At 62.3% G+C, this 15,100-nt stretch carries 16 protein-coding genes; 9 read left to right on the top strand and 7 right to left on the bottom strand.

Annotation, left to right across the window (positions count from 1 at the left end):
- The first annotated feature begins 27 nt into the window (after positions 1-27).
- Positions 28-411 carry a YkvA family protein gene (locus C8J36_RS12340; protein ID WP_062596413.1) on the top strand — a complete coding sequence of 128 codons (384 nt, stop codon included), beginning with the start codon at positions 28-30 and terminating at the stop codon, positions 409-411.
- Between the two features lie 15 nt (positions 412-426).
- Here C8J36_RS12340 and C8J36_RS12335 read toward each other — a convergent pair whose 3' ends face one another.
- The gene (locus C8J36_RS12335) at positions 427-999 is read right to left on the bottom strand and encodes a sigma-70 family RNA polymerase sigma factor (RefSeq protein WP_132535263.1); all 573 of its coding nucleotides are present in this window, start codon (positions 997-999) and stop codon (positions 427-429) included.
- Between the two features lie 474 nt (positions 1,000-1,473).
- On the opposite strand from C8J36_RS12335, the gene C8J36_RS12330 reads away from it, so the two are divergent.
- The 4 genes from C8J36_RS12330 (at position 1,474) to C8J36_RS25615 (ending at position 3,855) form a co-directional block, all read left to right on the top strand.
- Positions 1,474-1,977, top strand: coding sequence for an invasion associated locus B family protein (locus C8J36_RS12330; RefSeq protein WP_132535261.1), 504 nt, complete (start codon positions 1,474-1,476; stop codon positions 1,975-1,977).
- A 300-nt stretch (positions 1,978-2,277) separates the two neighbouring features.
- A complete protein-coding gene (gene rlmN / locus C8J36_RS12325) occupies positions 2,278-3,507 on the top strand; it encodes a 23S rRNA (adenine(2503)-C(2))-methyltransferase RlmN (protein ID WP_132535260.1) in 1,230 nt (409 codons plus the stop codon).
- A gap of 1 nt (position 3,508) precedes the next feature.
- Positions 3,509-3,733: an amino acid transporter gene (locus C8J36_RS12320; protein ID WP_244481265.1), complete on the top strand. Its 225-nt coding sequence runs from the start codon at positions 3,509-3,511 to the stop codon at positions 3,731-3,733.
- The gene (locus tag C8J36_RS25615; RefSeq protein ID WP_277995975.1) at positions 3,730-3,855 is read left to right on the top strand and encodes a hypothetical protein; all 126 of its coding nucleotides are present in this window, start codon (positions 3,730-3,732) and stop codon (positions 3,853-3,855) included. The genes C8J36_RS12320 and C8J36_RS25615 overlap by 4 nt, the downstream gene beginning before the upstream one ends.
- 7 nt (positions 3,856-3,862) lie before the next feature.
- Here the strand turns inward: C8J36_RS25615 and C8J36_RS12315 are convergent, their stop codons facing one another.
- A complete protein-coding gene (locus C8J36_RS12315; RefSeq protein WP_132535259.1) occupies positions 3,863-4,504 on the bottom strand; it encodes a LysE family translocator in 642 nt (213 codons plus the stop codon).
- A gap of 95 nt (positions 4,505-4,599) precedes the next feature.
- Between C8J36_RS12315 and tenA the strand changes: the two genes are divergently transcribed.
- The gene (gene tenA / locus C8J36_RS12310) at positions 4,600-5,262 is read left to right on the top strand and encodes a thiaminase II (RefSeq protein WP_132535258.1); all 663 of its coding nucleotides are present in this window, start codon (positions 4,600-4,602) and stop codon (positions 5,260-5,262) included.
- 151 nt (positions 5,263-5,413) lie between these two features.
- Positions 5,414-6,637 (top strand): argininosuccinate synthase, encoded by a 1,224-nt coding sequence (locus C8J36_RS12305; RefSeq protein WP_132535256.1) that lies wholly within the window; start codon positions 5,414-5,416, stop codon positions 6,635-6,637.
- A 48-nt stretch (positions 6,638-6,685) separates the two neighbouring features.
- Here C8J36_RS12305 and C8J36_RS12300 read toward each other — a convergent pair whose 3' ends face one another.
- Positions 6,686-7,894 carry a multidrug effflux MFS transporter gene (locus C8J36_RS12300; protein WP_245506538.1) on the bottom strand — a complete coding sequence of 403 codons (1,209 nt, stop codon included), beginning with the start codon at positions 7,892-7,894 and terminating at the stop codon, positions 6,686-6,688.
- A gap of 13 nt (positions 7,895-7,907) precedes the next feature.
- A complete protein-coding gene (locus tag C8J36_RS12295; protein ID WP_132535254.1) occupies positions 7,908-8,444 on the bottom strand; it encodes a MarR family transcriptional regulator in 537 nt (178 codons plus the stop codon).
- Positions 8,445-8,701: 257 nt separating this feature from the next.
- Between C8J36_RS12295 and C8J36_RS12290 the strand changes: the two genes are divergently transcribed.
- On the top strand, positions 8,702-10,789 hold the full coding sequence (locus C8J36_RS12290) for a M3 family metallopeptidase (RefSeq protein ID WP_165915040.1): 2,088 nt from the start codon (positions 8,702-8,704) through the stop codon (positions 10,787-10,789).
- Between the two features lie 135 nt (positions 10,790-10,924).
- Positions 10,925-12,751: a translational GTPase TypA gene (typA, locus tag C8J36_RS12285; RefSeq protein ID WP_062596351.1), complete on the top strand. Its 1,827-nt coding sequence runs from the start codon at positions 10,925-10,927 to the stop codon at positions 12,749-12,751.
- Between the two features lie 329 nt (positions 12,752-13,080).
- Here the strand turns inward: typA and C8J36_RS12280 are convergent, their stop codons facing one another.
- The 3 genes from C8J36_RS12280 to C8J36_RS12270 form a co-directional block, all read right to left on the bottom strand.
- Positions 13,081-13,653 carry a CarD family transcriptional regulator gene (locus C8J36_RS12280; protein ID WP_062596352.1) on the bottom strand — a complete coding sequence of 191 codons (573 nt, stop codon included), beginning with the start codon at positions 13,651-13,653 and terminating at the stop codon, positions 13,081-13,083.
- Between the two features lie 388 nt (positions 13,654-14,041).
- The gene (gene fdxA / locus C8J36_RS12275; RefSeq protein WP_062596353.1) at positions 14,042-14,380 is read right to left on the bottom strand and encodes a ferredoxin FdxA; all 339 of its coding nucleotides are present in this window, start codon (positions 14,378-14,380) and stop codon (positions 14,042-14,044) included.
- Positions 14,381-14,674: 294 nt separating this feature from the next.
- Positions 14,675-15,100: an RNA-binding S4 domain-containing protein gene (locus C8J36_RS12270; protein WP_132535250.1), complete on the bottom strand. Its 426-nt coding sequence runs from the start codon at positions 15,098-15,100 to the stop codon at positions 14,675-14,677.

Raw genomic sequence — 15,100 nt, 5'->3', positions numbered from 1 at the left:
GTAAGGCGCATGAAAGCGGAGACGACGATGGATGAGGTCAAGATCGGCGAAATCCTCCTGCCGGGCGACCGCAGCGAGCAGGAGTCCAAGGCGCAGAAGGTCCGCCGCCGATTCTGGCCGACCCTCAAGCGGGCCGTGCGTCAGGTTCCCTTCAGCCGCGATCTCGTCGCCGCCTATTATTGCGCGATGGATCCTTCGACCCCGCTGCGCACGCGCGGCATCCTGCTCGGGGCGCTCGCCTATTTTGTGATGCCGTTCGACGTCCTGCCCGACGTTCTCGCCATGGTCGGCTTCTCCGACGATATCGCTGTGCTGACAGCGGCGTTTGCCGCCATCAGCGGCCAGATCAAGGAAGATCACTACGACAAGGCTGACACCGCGCTCGGCGAAGAAGGCCTCGCGGCGCGATAGATCGCGGTAAGATGGCTATTCCGAGCCGTCGATGCCGTCATCGTGAAGAAGCGTGCGCAGCTTGCCGAACGCGAGCCTGATCCGTGATTTCACGGTGCCGAGCGGCAAGCCGGTCGAAGCGGCAATCTCGGAATGCGACTGACCGAAGAAGAAGGCGAGCTGGATCAGCTTCACCTGCTCGCTCGGAAGCTTGGCCAGAGCCGTGCGCACCACGTCCTCCCGATCCCCGCTCTGCACGAACTCGTCCGGTGCCGGCGGCGCGGACGGCAGGAGAAGCGGGTCCTTCTCGTCCAGCTTGCGCGTCAACTGGCGCCGTGCGGCGTCGATCCGGCGATTTCGCGCAATCCGAAAGAGCCAGGTGGAAAGCGAGGACTTCTCGGCATCGTAGAGATCGGCCTTGTGCCAGAGGACGATCATCACCTCCTGCACGATCTCTTCCGCCTCGTTGGCAGGCGTGTTCTGTCGCAGCAGGAAAGACTTCAGCCGAGGTGCAAAAAAATGAAACAGTTCGGCGAAAGCGGCCTGGTCCCGCTTTTTCGCGACGGCATCCGCCAGCCCTGCGAAATGCTGTCTCGCGTCCCCTGTCATGCCTGCTTTCAGGGCCTCCGAGCCCAAGATCCGGTAATGGTAGAACAACAGGTAAAGCTCATTCGGGAAACGTCAAACTGTTGCCCGATTCTTTGTGACATTAGCCGTCCTTGGGGTGGATTTCACACAAAATCGGATGCTCTTCTGGTACCGATCAGCCAATCTCATCTCTTTGACGGCCGCGTGTCGCAGATATCGACAGTCGGTCGAGGATATCACGCGGAGGGAATGAGCAGGCCGCCGGAGGGGACGTTCAGAAATAAGGCGACGGGCAGGGTCAAGGCGACGGGGTGCGACGACGTGCCCGTTGTCGCAAGCTTATCGGGTCCGCCCGCTGCATTTCTGCACGCTCCTGCCTTATTCCTGTGATGTTGACGGTTTGGTAACCTGAATGAAGTCACAATAATCGTAATCGCGACCATGCATCGCCCGGCCACGGACGGGCGCTGGCAGCAAGACAACCGGCAGGACAAGATGTTTGTAAGACAGCTCTCAACCGCACTCGCAATCCTACTCGCTGGCGCAGGCATCGCTTCGGCACAGTCTCCGACGCGCATCCAGCAGTTCAACGCATGGGGTGCCTATTCCTACCAGTCGGGCAAGTCGAAGGTCTGCTACGTTCTGTCCGTGCCGAAGGAAAAGAGCCCGGCCAATGTCGATCATGGCGACGTCTTCTTCCTGGTGTCCCAGAGACCCGGCCAGAACATCTCCTACGAGCCGCAGGCCATGATGGGTTACGCCCTTCAGGAAAACTCCAAGGTCACCGTCACGATCGACGCCAAGAACTTCACCCTTTTCACCAAGGGCAACTCGGCCTGGGTCGAGAACGCTGCCGAAGAGCCGGCTCTGGTTGCAGCGATGAAGGTCGGCAAGGCCATGTCCGTCATCGCGAAATCGCGCAAGGGCACGCAGACCAACTATTCCTATTCGCTGTCCGGCATCTCGGCTGCCCTGAAACAGATCGAAAGCTGCAAGTAATCACCTCCGCAACGCGGATCGATCGAAGGCCGGCACGTGCCGGCCTTTGTCGTTTTGGGCCGGCGACATCGCATCGTCATTCCGCATGGTCGCCGGGCATGGTCAGGCCCGCTTGCAGCGGCGGGAGGTGACGCCCAGCCAAAATCATGCTAGACGCGGCATCAATGACAGGCTGCACGGGTGAGACGCTCCTCGTGCGCCGGATATAGCCTGCTCCCGTTCCGCCTTTCCGTCCCTCTCGTCCAACCGAAGGGGAACCGTTTGGCGTGGCGGGCAAAGCTGCGACAGGAACATTGCGTTATGACCGATATCCTCTCCCTCGACCGTCCCGTACGCCCCGCCGCCCGACCTGTGGCGCTGTCGGAAATGCCCACCCTCATCGGCCTCACGCGCGAGGAGATGGGCAAGGCGCTGGCCGAAGTCGGCGTGGCCGAACGTCAGGTGAAGATGCGCGTCAGCCAGCTCTGGCACTGGCTCTACGTTCGCGGGGTCTCGGACTTCGACCATATGACGAATGTCTCCAAGGATATGCGGGAGATGCTGAAGCGGCACTTCACCATCGCCCGGCCCGAGATCGTCGACGAGCAGATCTCAACCGACGGCACGCGGAAATGGCTTCTCCGGTTCCCCGCACGCGGCGCCGGGCGCCCGGTCGAGATCGAAACGGTCTATATTCCCGAGGAAGGCCGGGGAACGCTCTGCATTTCGAGCCAGGTCGGCTGCACGCTGACCTGTTCCTTCTGCCACACCGGCACGCAGAAGCTCGTGCGCAATCTCACGGCTGAAGAGATCCTCTCCCAGCTTCTGCTCGCGCGCGACCGTCTCGGTGATTTCCCGGACCGCGACACGCCGCCCGGCACGATCGCACCGGCCGAGGGCCGCAAGGTCTCCAACGTCGTGATGATGGGCATGGGCGAGCCGCTCTACAATTTCGAGAGCGTCAAGACCGCCCTCCTGATCGCAACCGATGGCGACGGCCTCTCTCTGTCGAAGCGCCGCGTGACGCTTTCGACCTCCGGCATCGTTCCGGAGATCTACCGCACCGGCGCGGAAATCGGCGTCATGCTGGCGATCTCGCTCCATGCCGTGCGGGACGACCTGCGCGACATGCTGGTGCCGATCAACAAAAAATATCCGCTGAAGGATCTGATGGACGCATGCCGCGCCTATCCCGGTCTTTCCAACGCGCGCCGCATCACCTTCGAATATGTCATGCTGGAAGGCGTTAACGACAGCCTCGAGGATGCCAAGGAACTGGTGAAGCTCTTGAAGGGCGTGCCTGCCAAGATCAACTTGATCCCGTTCAACCCCTGGCCGGGCACGAACTACCAGTGTTCCCAATGGGAGCAGATCGAGAAATTCGCCGACTTCATCAACGCCGCCGGCTATGCCTCGCCCATCCGCACCCCGCGCGGCCGCGATATCCTCGCCGCCTGCGGCCAGTTGAAGTCGGAATCCGAGCGCATGCGCAAGGTCGACCGCATGGCCTTCGAAGCGATGATGATCGCCAATCACGGCGCCGACGATTGAGATGAGCCTGATCCACAACGAGCGAACGAAGCTGACGGCGACCTATTTCAACGGTGCCGCAATTTCGATTTTCGCTATCGGTGGATTTGCACCTGTCGCTGCCGGCTTCGGCAGCGGCCTTCAAACCATCACGATCTCGTCAAGCCTGACGAGCGTCGTTTGTGTTTCCACCTCGATCATACTACATTTATTGGCAAGACGTGTTTTGAAGGGATTGATCGCATGACCATCGCACAGTTCATGACCTTTCTGATCACCCCGACGGCAGCCATCGGCTTCGGGCTTGTCATGCTCGCGATAACGCGTCGCGACCAGAAGCGCGAGCTTGCCAAGAAGCACTCGCACTGACGTCCGCTCATCGCGCCTGCGTGAGTACGATCTTCACCGCAAACAGTGAAAACACCCCTGCAAACACGTAGTCGATCGCGCGCATGACGCTCGGACGTGCCTGGAGCCATCCGGAAAGCTTGTCCGCCGTCAGCACGACCGCGATGTTGATCGGCAGCGACACAGCAATCAGGATCAGCCCGAGCACGATCAGCTTCGTTCGAAGGTTCGGATCTCCCGCCGTGACGAATTGCGGCAGGAAGGTCATGAAGAAGATGATGACCTTGGGGTTGAGCAGATTGACCGACAGGCCGGACAGGATGTTCGCCATGGCCGATGCCTTGGGCGCCTCGGTGCGCTTCACCGAAAGACTCGATCCATAACGGATCGCCTGAACGGCAATGTAAAGCAGGTAGGCCGCACCACCGGTCTTCAGCACGAAGAAGGCGGTCGGAGAGGCGGTGACGAGCGCCGAGACGCCGAAGGCGACGAGGAAGGTGTGGACCAGGCAGCCGAGATTGGTCCCCAGACTGACCTGGAACGCCGCCGCGCGTCCCTGGCTCAGCGCCCGGCTGATCCAGAGCGTCATGTCGGGACCGGGCGTGATCGCGAGCAGAAGGCTTGCCACGGCAAAGGCGAGCAGGATCGGAAGGCTGGGAATGAAGTCCATGACATCGTCTCGCGGAAGGGTTCTGTGCTTTCCCAGCTTTTGCAGCTATTCCCTGGCAAGGCAAGAACCTCCCCATCCTCGCAGAGGGCACCTGAATGACATCCTCCTTCGAAACGCTGAAACGTCGGCACGCTGCGGAATGGCGGGCCTATCGCGAACATGATTTCGTTTGCCGGCTCGGAGACGGAACGCTGCCCGAAGACGCCTTCCGCCATTATCTGAAACAGGACTATCTTTTCCTCGTCCATTTCGCCCGCGCCTGGGGCCTTGCGGTCTACAAGAGCCGGGATCTCGATGAGATCCGACAGGGACTGGAGAGCCTGAAGGCCATCGTGGAGGTCGAGATCGGTCTGCATGTCGGCTATTGCGCCGAATGGGGCATTGCGGAAAAGGCGCTAGCCGATGTGACGCCATCGCCAGCGACCCTTGCCTATACCGATTACGTCCTTGAAACGGGCCTCGACGGCGACCTCCTCGACCTGCACGTGGCGCTTGCACCCTGCATCATCGGCTACGGCGAGATTGCGCTCTGGCTCAAGGATCGGCCCTTCCTGAAAACGGACGGCAATCCCTACACGGCCTGGATCGAGATGTATGCGAGCCCGGACTATCAGGCGCTCGTGCGAAGCGAGATCGACTGGCTCGACCGCCGGCTTGCAAGCCTCGACGAGAACGCCGTCTCGCGCCTCTCCGGGATCTTCGGCAAGGCGACCCGGCTGGAGGCCGACTTCTGGCAGATGGGCCTCGATCTCGCCTGAAAGGCCCTGAGCGACACCGCGATTTTCTCCCGAGGCGGGATTTCGGATTTCGGCGATATGCAGTAAGAGTTCCGCCATTTCGAAGAGACACGGCGTATTCTGCCGCCGTTCACCCCCTTTACTCGCTTTACCTCAGACGGAACGGATCACCATGGCACTTCCCAAAGACGTCAAGAAGGTCGTGCTCGCTTACTCGGGCGGGCTCGACACATCCATCATCCTCAAATGGCTGCAGACGGAACTCGGCGCGGAGGTCGTGACCTTCACCGCCGATCTCGGCCAGGGCGAGGAGCTGGAGCCGGCGCGCAAGAAGGCCGAGATGATGGGCATCAAGGACATCTTCATCAAGGATGTCCGCGAGGAGTTCGTGCGCGACTTCGTCTTCCCGATGTTCCGCGCCAACGCCGTCTACGAAGGCGTCTATCTGCTCGGCACCTCGATCGCCCGCCCGCTGATCTCCAAGCACCTGATCGACATCGCCCGGGAAACCGGTGCAGACGCGATCGCGCATGGCGCGACCGGCAAGGGCAACGACCAGGTCCGCTTCGAGCTTTCCGCCTATGCGCTCAACCCCGACATCAAGATCATCGCCCCCTGGCGCGACTGGGCCTTCAAGAGCCGCACCGATCTGCTGGAGTTTGCCGAAAAGCACCAGATCCCGGTCGCCAAGGACAAGAAGGGCGAAGCGCCCTTCTCGGTCGATGCCAACCTGTTGCACTCCTCGTCCGAAGGCAAGGTTTTGGAAGACCCGGCTCAGGAAGCGCCCAACTACGTCTATATGCGCACCATCTCGCCCGAAGAGGCGCCGGATGTGGCAACCACCGTCACGATCGGCTTCCGCAAGGGCGACGCTGTCTCGATCGACGGCAAGGAAATGAGCCCCGCGTCCATCCTCACGGCCTTGAACGCCCTTGGCCGCGACAATGGCATCGGCCGTCTCGACCTCGTGGAAAATCGCTTCGTCGGCATGAAGTCGCGCGGCATCTACGAAACGCCCGGCGGCACCATCCTCTTGACCGCCCACCGCGCCATCGAAAGCATCACGCTCGACCGGGGTGCCGCCCACCTCAAGGACGAGATCATGCCGCGCTACGCCGAGCTGATCTATTACGGCTTCTGGTTCTCGCCCGAGCGCGACATGCTGCAGGCCCTGATCGACAAGAGCCAGGAGCATGTGGAAGGCGACGTGACGCTGAAGCTCTACAAGGGCAATGTCATGGTCATCGGCCGGACGAGCGAAAAGTCGCTCTACTCCGACAAGCTGGTCACCTTCGAGGACGACCAGGGCGCCTACGACCAGAAGGACGCGGCCGGCTTCATCAAGCTGAACGCATTGCGCCTGCGCACCCTCGCCGCCCGCAACCGCAACCGGTAAGCGAACAAGCCGGCGCGGTCGGGAAACCGGCCGCTCCGGCCAAGCGCATCAGGTTGCCACGGCGGCCTGCGTCAGGCGCACGAAGGCCAGATAGGACACAACGGCCAGCAGGCACATCAGCGGAATGATCGTGCCGAACGCGATCAACGGCGCGCCGACGAGCGCTGCCGCCAAGCCTCCGAGAAACCCGCTGGCCATCTGGATAAAGCCGAGCATGGCGGAGGCAGATCCCGCGATATGCGGGAACGACTGGAGCGCCGCCGTTGTCATATGCGGCGTCAGGAAGGCGATGCCGAAGCTTGAGAAAGCAACCGGCGCCATGACCGAAAGATAGGTCGGCGGCAGGAGATGCGTCGAGAGCGCGATCAGCACGCCACCCGAGCCGAGCATCGCCAGCCCTAGCTGCACGGACCGCTCGCCGCCAAGCCGCGCCGAGGTCAACCGCAGGCAGACCGATCCGAGAAAATAGAACCCCGACTGCATGAGCATGCCAAGCCCGAAGGCCGTGGGCGACAGCCCGACCCGGTCGATCAGGATGAACGGCAGCATGGTCGCCTGCGCATAGAGCGAACCGATCGACCCGCCCAGCACACCCGTGGCCGCGAGAAACCGGAAATCGCCAAGCACCTCCAGATAGGAGGCGGCAACCCGCCTTGGTTTCGCGAGGGCCGGATCCGGCCGTCCCGTTTCCCGCATGAAAAGGAACACGGAGAGGATGATCGTCAGCGAAAACCCGATCAGCGTCAGGAAGATCGCGTGCCATCCGAAGGCGACCAGCAATAGCCCGCCGATCGCCGGCGCCATGGCAGGGCCGATGGCCAGCATGATCCCGATCAGGTTCATGATCCGCGACGCCTCCGCGCCCGTGAACTGGTCCCGCACGACCGCCCGCGCGACCGTGATGCCGACAGAGGCACCGATGCCCTGCACCAGCCGCCCGGCGAGCAGCCAGCTCACATCCGGCGAGAGGACGCAGATAAGACCACCGACCGCATTGATGCCGACAAAGAGCAAAGTGGCGGTCCGCCTCCCGAAAGCATCGGAAAACGGGCCGGACACGAGTTGCGCCAGCGAGAAACCGGCGAAGTAGACGGTCAATGTCAGCTTGATCATCGACTCCGTGCTGGAAAAGGCGCTCACCAGCTGCGGCATGGCCGGCGTGTAGATCGACATGGAAATCGGCCCGAGCGTAGCAAGCAGCGCGCCGAGCATGCTGGTGCGACGCTCGCTCATGCGTCCGCGTGCCGCACCTTTCATGGACGCGTACCTTTCATGGACGCGTTCGATCGGCCGGCTGCACGGCATTCGCCGGATCGGCCTCTCCGGCCGGCGTCGCTCCCGGTGCGGCGGACGGCGCCGGATTGCGGTCGAGGTCGTGCAGATTGTCGCGCATCACCTTGAGGCTGCACCGCAGGATTTCGAGCTCCGCGGCATCGTGCCCGGCAGTAACCTCGTCCATCAGCGCGCGGACATGCGTCCGGATGTCGAGCAGCACGCCGTCGGCCGCTGGTGTTGCGACCACGTTTTTCGCGCGCCGGTCCGACGGATCGGGGATCCGCTCGACGAAGCCCAGCGCCTCCAGTCGATCGAGATAGGTCGAGAGCGTCATCGGCTCGATGCCCATGCGGATGGCGATATCGGCCTGCTTGATGCGCTGGTTCACCGCCACCTGGATGAGGGCGCGCGCTTCGCCCGGGGTCACGCCGAGATTGGCGGCATTGATCCGCCGGTCGAAGGCGCTACGCAGCAGCCGGGAAACGTCGGTGAGAAGCATGCCGACAGTATCGGCTTCCAGTCGGACGGTCATGAGGTCTCCGTGATGCGCCGCCACGTCGGGGATGACAGGCGAGGATCGCCGCTGCATAACGCACTAGACCCATTCCTGTTTCAGAATAAATGCAATAAGCTTTTCTTATCATTTCCGAAGCAGGGAGGCAACCGGGATCCCCTGAACCGGTCTTTTGCACAACGCCCTGCCGCAGTGCTACCTCTTTCGCCACCGAGTATGACTCGCCGAACCCGGATATCTTACGACCACAGACCGTTTCCCGAAGGATTTTGACGATGGCCACGCCCGATCTGAACCCCGCCTTGACAGAATGGACTGGTCCGAGCGGGCTGCCGAACTTCGAAGCGGTCGCAGACACCGATTTTGCGCCGGCTTTCGATGCGGCCCTTGCCGAGCACGAAACGGAGATCGCCGGCATCGCCCATCATCCGGATATGCCGACCTTCGAAAACACCATCACGGCCCTTGAGATCGCAGGCGATCGCCTGTCCCGCGTGTCGGCGCTCTTCTGGAACCGCGCCGGTGCCCATACCAATGAAACGATCCAGTCGCTGGAGCGCGAGATCGCCCCGAAGATGTCGCGCCACTATTCGAAGATCGGCATGGATGCCGTCCTCTTCGCCCGGATCGATACGCTGTGGAACCAGCGCGAAGCGCTGGGCCTGTCTCTGGAACAATCGCGCGTGCTGGAGCGCCACTGGAAAGGCTTCGTCAAATCCGGTGCGCAGCTTGCCAAGCCCGAGCAGGAGCGCCTTGCCGCGATCAACGAACGGCTTGCGGGTCTCGGGGCCGCATTCGGGCAGAACGTGCTCGCCGACGAAAAAGGCTGGTCGCTGATCCTGACCGATGAGGCGGATCTCGCCGGCCTTCCGGGCTTCCTGCGCGACGCGATGGCCGCGGCCGCCCGGGAGGGCGCCGCGGAGGGCGGGTATGCCGTCACTCTTTCCCGCTCGATCGTCGAGCCGTTCCTGACCTTCTCCGACAATCGCGATCTTCGCGAGAAGGCCTTCCGTGCATGGTCGTCCCGCGGCGAGAACGGCGGCGCGACGGACAATGGCGCCGTCATCCGGGAGACGCTCGCCCTGCGCGCGGAAAAGGCGAAACTGCTGGGCTACGAGAGCTATGCCGCACTGAAGCTCGACAACACCATGGCAAAGACACCGGACGCCGTGAACGGCCTCTTGAGCGCCGTGTGGGAAAAGGCCGTTGCCCAGGCGCGCCGGGAGGAGGCGGATCTTGCAGCGCTCATCGCTCGCGAGGGTCGCAACCATCCCGTCATGCCCTGGGACTGGCGGCATTATGCCGAAAAGCTCCGCGCCGAGCGGTTTGATTTCTCCGAAAGCGAACTGAAGCCCTATCTGCAGCTCGATCGCATCATCGACGCCTGCTTCGATGTCGCAAACCGGCTGTTCGGCATTACCGCCACGGAAAAGACCGGCGTGCGGGGCTATCACCCGGATGTTCGCGTCTTCGACATCCGCAATGCGGACGGCACGCTCGTCGCGCTCTTCCTCGGCGATTATTTCGCCCGGTCGTCGAAACGCTCCGGCGCCTGGATGAGCGCCTTCCAGTCGCAGCATCGCCTGCCTCTGCCCAATGGCGCACAGGGGGAACTGCCGATCGTCTACAATGTGTGCAACTTCGCCAAGCCGGCCGACGGCAAGGCGGCGCTGCTGTCCCTCGACGACGCCCGCACGCTCTTCCACGAGTTCGGCCACGGCCTGCATGGCATGCTCTCGAATGTGACCTATCCGTCCGTCTCCGGGACAAGCGTCTCCCGCGACTTCGTCGAGCTTCCCTCCCAGCTCTACGAGCACTGGCTGACGGTGCCCGATATCCTCAAACGCTACGCCGTGCATGAGGCGACCGGCGAACCAATGCCGCAGGCGCTGTTCGACAAGGTGATGGCCGCGCGCACCTTCAATGCCGGCTTCAACACGGTCGAGTTCACCGCCTCGGCCCTGGTCGATATGGCCTACCACACGGCCGGCAGCGTCGATGATCCCGCCGCATTCGAGGCGGCCGTGCTGCAGCGCCTTGGCATGCCGCAGTCGATCACCATGCGGCACCGCTCGCCGCACTTCCAGCACATCTTCGCCGGCGACGGCTATTCGGCCGGCTACTATTCCTACATGTGGTCGGAAGTGCTGGATGCGGATGCCTTCTCGGCCTTCGAGGAAACCGGAAATCCGTTCGATCCCGCCATGGCCAAGCGGCTGCGCGACCATATCTATTCCGTCGGCGGATCGATCGACCCCGAAGTCACCTATACCGCCTTCCGCGGCAAGCTGCCGAGCCCGGACGCCATGCTGCGCAAGAAGGGTCTTGGCGTTACCGAGGCGCTGGCCGGCAGCGACGCCTGAGAAAGGCCCGAACCGGCGCTCATCGAAGCGAGCGCCGGGCACCCTCTTTCGCATTTGCAAAAAAACATGTAAGAGCCCGGACAATGAAGTTGCGGCGTTCCCAAGACACGCCCCGAGCCCCCGGATACCCAAATCATGAATATGCGCAATATCGCGATCATCGCACACGTCGACCATGGGAAAACGACCCTTGTCGACGAGCTCCTGAAGCAGTCGGGCTCGTTCCGTGAAAATCAGCGCACCGTCGAGCGCATGATGGACTCGAACGACCTCGAAAAGGAACGCGGCATCACCATTCTTGCCAAGGCGACCTCGATCGAGTGGAAGGGCGTCCGCATCAACATCGTCGACACCCCCGGCCACGCCGACTTCGGCGGCGAAGTCGAACGTATCCTGTCGATGGTGGATGGCGCGATCGTTCTGGTCGACAGCTCGGAAGGCCCGATGCCGCAGACCAAGTTCGTGGTCTCCAAGGCGCTGAAGGTCGGCCTTCGCCCGATCGTCGCGATCAACAAGATCGACCGTCCGGACGGCCGCCACGAGGAAGTCATCAACGAGGTGTTCGACCTCTTTGCAAACCTCGACGCCACCGACGAGCAGCTCGACTTCCCGATCCTCTACGGTTCGGGCCGCGATGGCTGGATGAACGTCAACCCGGAAGGCCCGAAGGACGAGGGTCTCGCACCGCTTCTCGATCTCGTGCTGAAGCACGTTCCCGAGCCGACCGTCGAAGAAGGCCCCTTCCGTCTGATCGGTACGATTCTGGAAGCCAACCCCTTCCTCGGCCGCATCATCACCGGCCGCATCGCATCCGGCACGATCAAGGCGAACCAGGCCGTCAAGGTTCTGGGCCAGGACGGCAAGCTGGTGGAAACCGGCCGCATCTCCAAGATCCTCGCCTTCCGCGGCATCGAGCGTACGGCCATCGAAGAAGCGCAGGCAGGTGACATCGTCGCGATCGCCGGCCTTTCCAAGGGCACCGTCGCCGACACGTTCTGCGACCCCTCGGTCACCGAGCCGATGAAGGCGCAGCCGATCGATCCGCCGACCGTCACCATGTCCTTCATCGTCAACGACAGCCCGCTTGCCGGCACCGAAGGCGACAAGGTCACGAGCCGCGTCATCCGCGACCGCCTGCTGAAGGAAGCCGAAGGCAACGTCGCACTGAAGATCGAGGAAGCCGAAGGCAAGGATTCGTTCTACGTGTCCGGCCGCGGCGAATTGCAGCTCGCCGTTCTCATCGAAACCATGCGCCGCGAAGGCTTCGAGCTTGCCGTGTCGCGTCCCCGCGTCGTCATGCACAAGGACGAAGACGGCACGCTGCTGGAGCCGATCGAGGAAGTCGTCATCGACGTTGATGAAGAGCACTCCGGCGTCGTCGTGCAGAAGATGTCCGAGCGCAAGGCCGAAATGGTCGAGCTGCGTCCCTCGGGCGGCAACCGCCTGCGCCTGCGCTTCTACGCACCGACACGCGGCCTTATCGGCTACCAGTCGGAACTTCTGACCGACACGCGCGGCACGGCGATCATGAACCGCCTGTTCCACGACTACCAGCCCTTCAAGGGCTCCATCGGCGGCCGCGTCAACGGCGTTCTGCTTGCCAATGGCTCGGGTGAGGCCGTGGCCTATGCCATGTTCAACCTGGAAGATCGCGGCCCGATGATCATCGAGCCCGGCGAGAAGGTCTATGCCGGCATGATCATCGGCATTCACTCGCGCGACAACGACCTCGAGGTCAACGTGCTCAAGGGCAAGCAGCTCACCAACATCCGCGCCGCCGGCAAGGATGAAGCCGTGAAGCTGACCCCGCCGATCCGCATGACGCTGGACCGCGCGCTCTCCTGGATCCAGGATGACGAGCTGATGGAAGTGACCCCGAAGTCCATCCGCCTGCGCAAGATGTACCTCGACCCGAACGACCGCAAGCGTTTCGAAAAGAGCCGTACGGCCGGCGCCGCTTAAAGCTTCGCGCCCGACCTGAACATGAAGCCCTGCCTTACCAAAGGCGGGGCTTTTTTGTGCCGGCGTGAAGGACCCGGTCCTGATACCACAGCGGCCCAGAGGGCCCCGCTTGTGCGCTCCGGACGCATCCCGCGGCACGTATCCTGATCTCCGTGAGAAGCGCCTGCAGCGCGACGATCGGCCCTTATCAGCGATCGGCGGCATGGTCATCGAGCAAGGCAGCGGCGGCGGTGATCCGCGCAACCCCGGCATCCCGTGCCCGCCAGACGGCATAAAAAAACCCCGCCTCTTTCAAGGCAGGGTTTTTGAACAGAGAGAAGCGGAACCGATTATGCGGCTTCTTCTTCCTGAGTTTCGTCTTCCTCGACGGTCTTGCCGCGCTTGGGACCCTTGGCAAGGTTTGCCTCGACCAGACGCACGGCCTCGGTGCCGGACATCTTGTTGACGGCGGCAATTTCGCGCGCCATGCGGTCGAGAGCGGCCTCGTAAAGCTGCCGTTCGGAATAGGACTGTTCCGGCTGATTTTCGGCACGGTACAGATCGCGAACGACTTCCGCGATGGCGATCAGGTCGCCGGAATTGATCTTGGCATCATATTCCTGCGCACGGCGAGACCACATGGTCCGCTTGACGCGTGCCTTGCCTTGGACGACCTTCAACGCACGCTCGACGAAATCCGTCTCCGAAAGCTTGCGCATACCGATGCTGACGGCCTTGGCGACCGGCACCTTGAGGCGCATCTTGTCCTTGTCGAAATCGATCACGAACAATTCAAGAGACATTCCGGCGACAACCTGCTCTTCGATAGCGACGATTTGTCCAACACCATGCGCCGGATAAACAATCGATTCACCGGTTTTAAAGCCATGGCGCGTGGAGGATTTTTTCTGCTGGGTCGTCATTCGTTTCAAAAACTCCCTGTTACGCTCCCGGCATGGGCCGGGGTCGGGTCAGTCAGGCCCGGGATGGACGGGCATCCTGCGGGTCACTCCTTACTGAAACTCCCCAAACGAATTCAAATGCTTCGGCAAACAGATCACACACAGGCAACGGACGTTGCATGGAGACATGAACCGCGGCGAAGGAGAATTTGCTTTCGTGATGGTTCGGGCACGCGAAAGTGCCACGATGTGGATCAGTATCCGGACCCTACCACAAAAATCTGTCGAAATCAATGTTTTGCTTAAGCCACAGGCAAGCTTCGCCGCATGTCGTTAAAAACGGCGTGCCGGTTTCCCTCGAGGAGACCGCTATCGAATCACGCGCTGCAGAGCGCGCGGCCAGGCGACCTTAGTCGCCCTGACCCGGGTTGGGCGAGAAGAACTTTTCGTACTTCCCTTCAATCCCGTCCATTTCCTTGGCTTCCGGCATTTCGTCGCGCTTGATCGTGATGTTCGGCCACTGCGTCGAAAAATCGGCGTTCACCTTGAGCCACATGTCGAGGCCCGGCTCGGTATCCGGCTTGATCGCGCCTGCCGGACATTCCGGCTCGCAGACGCCGCAATCGATGCACTCGTCCGGATGGATGACCAGGAAATTCTCGCCTTCGTAAAAGCAGTCGACCGGGCACACCTCGACGCAGTCGGTGTACTTGCAGCGAATGCAATTGTCGGTGACGACGTAGGTCATGCTCTCACTCCAGTCGGTCTCGTCTCGAACCCGGGCGCTTGGGAAGCCTTGGGGTGAGCGAGGATCACACAGCTTTCGGCCCGAGGGCCCGATCATCAGAAGAACCACATGGTCCGGTGCTGTTTGCGCCGGCCTGCAGCCAGGGTTTGCCCGAACCCGCAGCATGGGCCCAGATCGTCGGGCCTCAGCGCATCGCGCCCCGTGGCATTCCCGGTGTTGTTGGGTGAGGTAACGGCTTTGCCCAACCTTTGCAAGGCTCTTGCGTTCCAATCCAAGCCCCGGAAAAGGAGGATTTTACTCCTCGCCGCCGCCGTCCCACCCGTCCTGCAACCGATCGATCTCGCGGCGCTCCCGCTTGGTCGGTCGGCCACTGCCCGGCTCCCGCGTCGCCTGCTCGAAAGGCGTCAGGCGTTCTCCGGGAACGGGCGCGGGCGTCAGGTCGTCATAGAGCCGTCGCGCTTCCTCATAGGGGCCGCGCCGGCTGCCGCCGCTGCTCATGCGCACCGTGACATCGCGACGGTCGAGCGACAACATCACGACATCGCCGGTTTTCACGGCATGCGAGGGCTGGGTGACGCGATGATCGTTGACGCGAACCTTCCCCCCTTCGATCGCCTTCTGGGCGATCGAGCGGGACTTCGTCAGACGCGTGAAGAAGAGCCACTTGTCGAGGCGCTGGCGGGAGGCGGCCTCTGCAGGCGTGATCTCCAGGTCGGCCAT

Source organism: Rhizobium sp. PP-F2F-G48 (assembly GCF_004342335.1).
GTDB lineage: Bacteria > Pseudomonadota > Alphaproteobacteria > Rhizobiales > Rhizobiaceae > Ferranicluibacter.
The sequence above is the reverse complement of the archived record's forward strand: the minus strand, read 5'-3'. Positions and strand labels throughout refer to the sequence as shown.

Excerpts from the sequence above, each read along its gene's own strand:
- C8J36_RS12340 (WP_062596413.1), top strand. The coding sequence starts at position 28 with ATGGATGAGGTCAAGATCGGCGAAATCCTCCTGCCGGGCGACCGCAGC.
- C8J36_RS12335 (WP_132535263.1), bottom strand. The coding sequence starts at position 999 with ATGACAGGGGACGCGAGACAGCATTTCGCAGGGCTGGCGGATGCCGTC.
- C8J36_RS12330 (WP_132535261.1), top strand. The coding sequence starts at position 1,474 with ATGTTTGTAAGACAGCTCTCAACCGCACTCGCAATCCTACTCGCTGGC.
- rlmN (WP_132535260.1), top strand. The coding sequence starts at position 2,278 with ATGACCGATATCCTCTCCCTCGACCGTCCCGTACGCCCCGCCGCCCGA.
- C8J36_RS12320 (WP_244481265.1), top strand. The coding sequence starts at position 3,509 with ATGAGCCTGATCCACAACGAGCGAACGAAGCTGACGGCGACCTATTTC.
- C8J36_RS25615 (WP_277995975.1), top strand. The coding sequence starts at position 3,730 with ATGACCATCGCACAGTTCATGACCTTTCTGATCACCCCGACGGCAGCC.
- C8J36_RS12315 (WP_132535259.1), bottom strand. The coding sequence starts at position 4,504 with ATGGACTTCATTCCCAGCCTTCCGATCCTGCTCGCCTTTGCCGTGGCA.
- tenA (WP_132535258.1), top strand. The coding sequence starts at position 4,600 with ATGACATCCTCCTTCGAAACGCTGAAACGTCGGCACGCTGCGGAATGG.
- C8J36_RS12305 (WP_132535256.1), top strand. The coding sequence starts at position 5,414 with ATGGCACTTCCCAAAGACGTCAAGAAGGTCGTGCTCGCTTACTCGGGC.
- C8J36_RS12300 (WP_245506538.1), bottom strand. The coding sequence starts at position 7,894 with ATGAAAGGTGCGGCACGCGGACGCATGAGCGAGCGTCGCACCAGCATG.
- C8J36_RS12295 (WP_132535254.1), bottom strand. The coding sequence starts at position 8,444 with ATGACCGTCCGACTGGAAGCCGATACTGTCGGCATGCTTCTCACCGAC.
- C8J36_RS12290 (WP_165915040.1), top strand. The coding sequence starts at position 8,702 with ATGGCCACGCCCGATCTGAACCCCGCCTTGACAGAATGGACTGGTCCG.
- typA (WP_062596351.1), top strand. The coding sequence starts at position 10,925 with ATGAATATGCGCAATATCGCGATCATCGCACACGTCGACCATGGGAAA.
- C8J36_RS12280 (WP_062596352.1), bottom strand. The coding sequence starts at position 13,653 with ATGACGACCCAGCAGAAAAAATCCTCCACGCGCCATGGCTTTAAAACC.
- fdxA (WP_062596353.1), bottom strand. The coding sequence starts at position 14,380 with ATGACCTACGTCGTCACCGACAATTGCATTCGCTGCAAGTACACCGAC.
- C8J36_RS12270 (WP_132535250.1), bottom strand. The coding sequence starts at position 15,100 with ATGGCCGACCTGGAGATCACGCCTGCAGAGGCCGCCTCCCGCCAGCGC.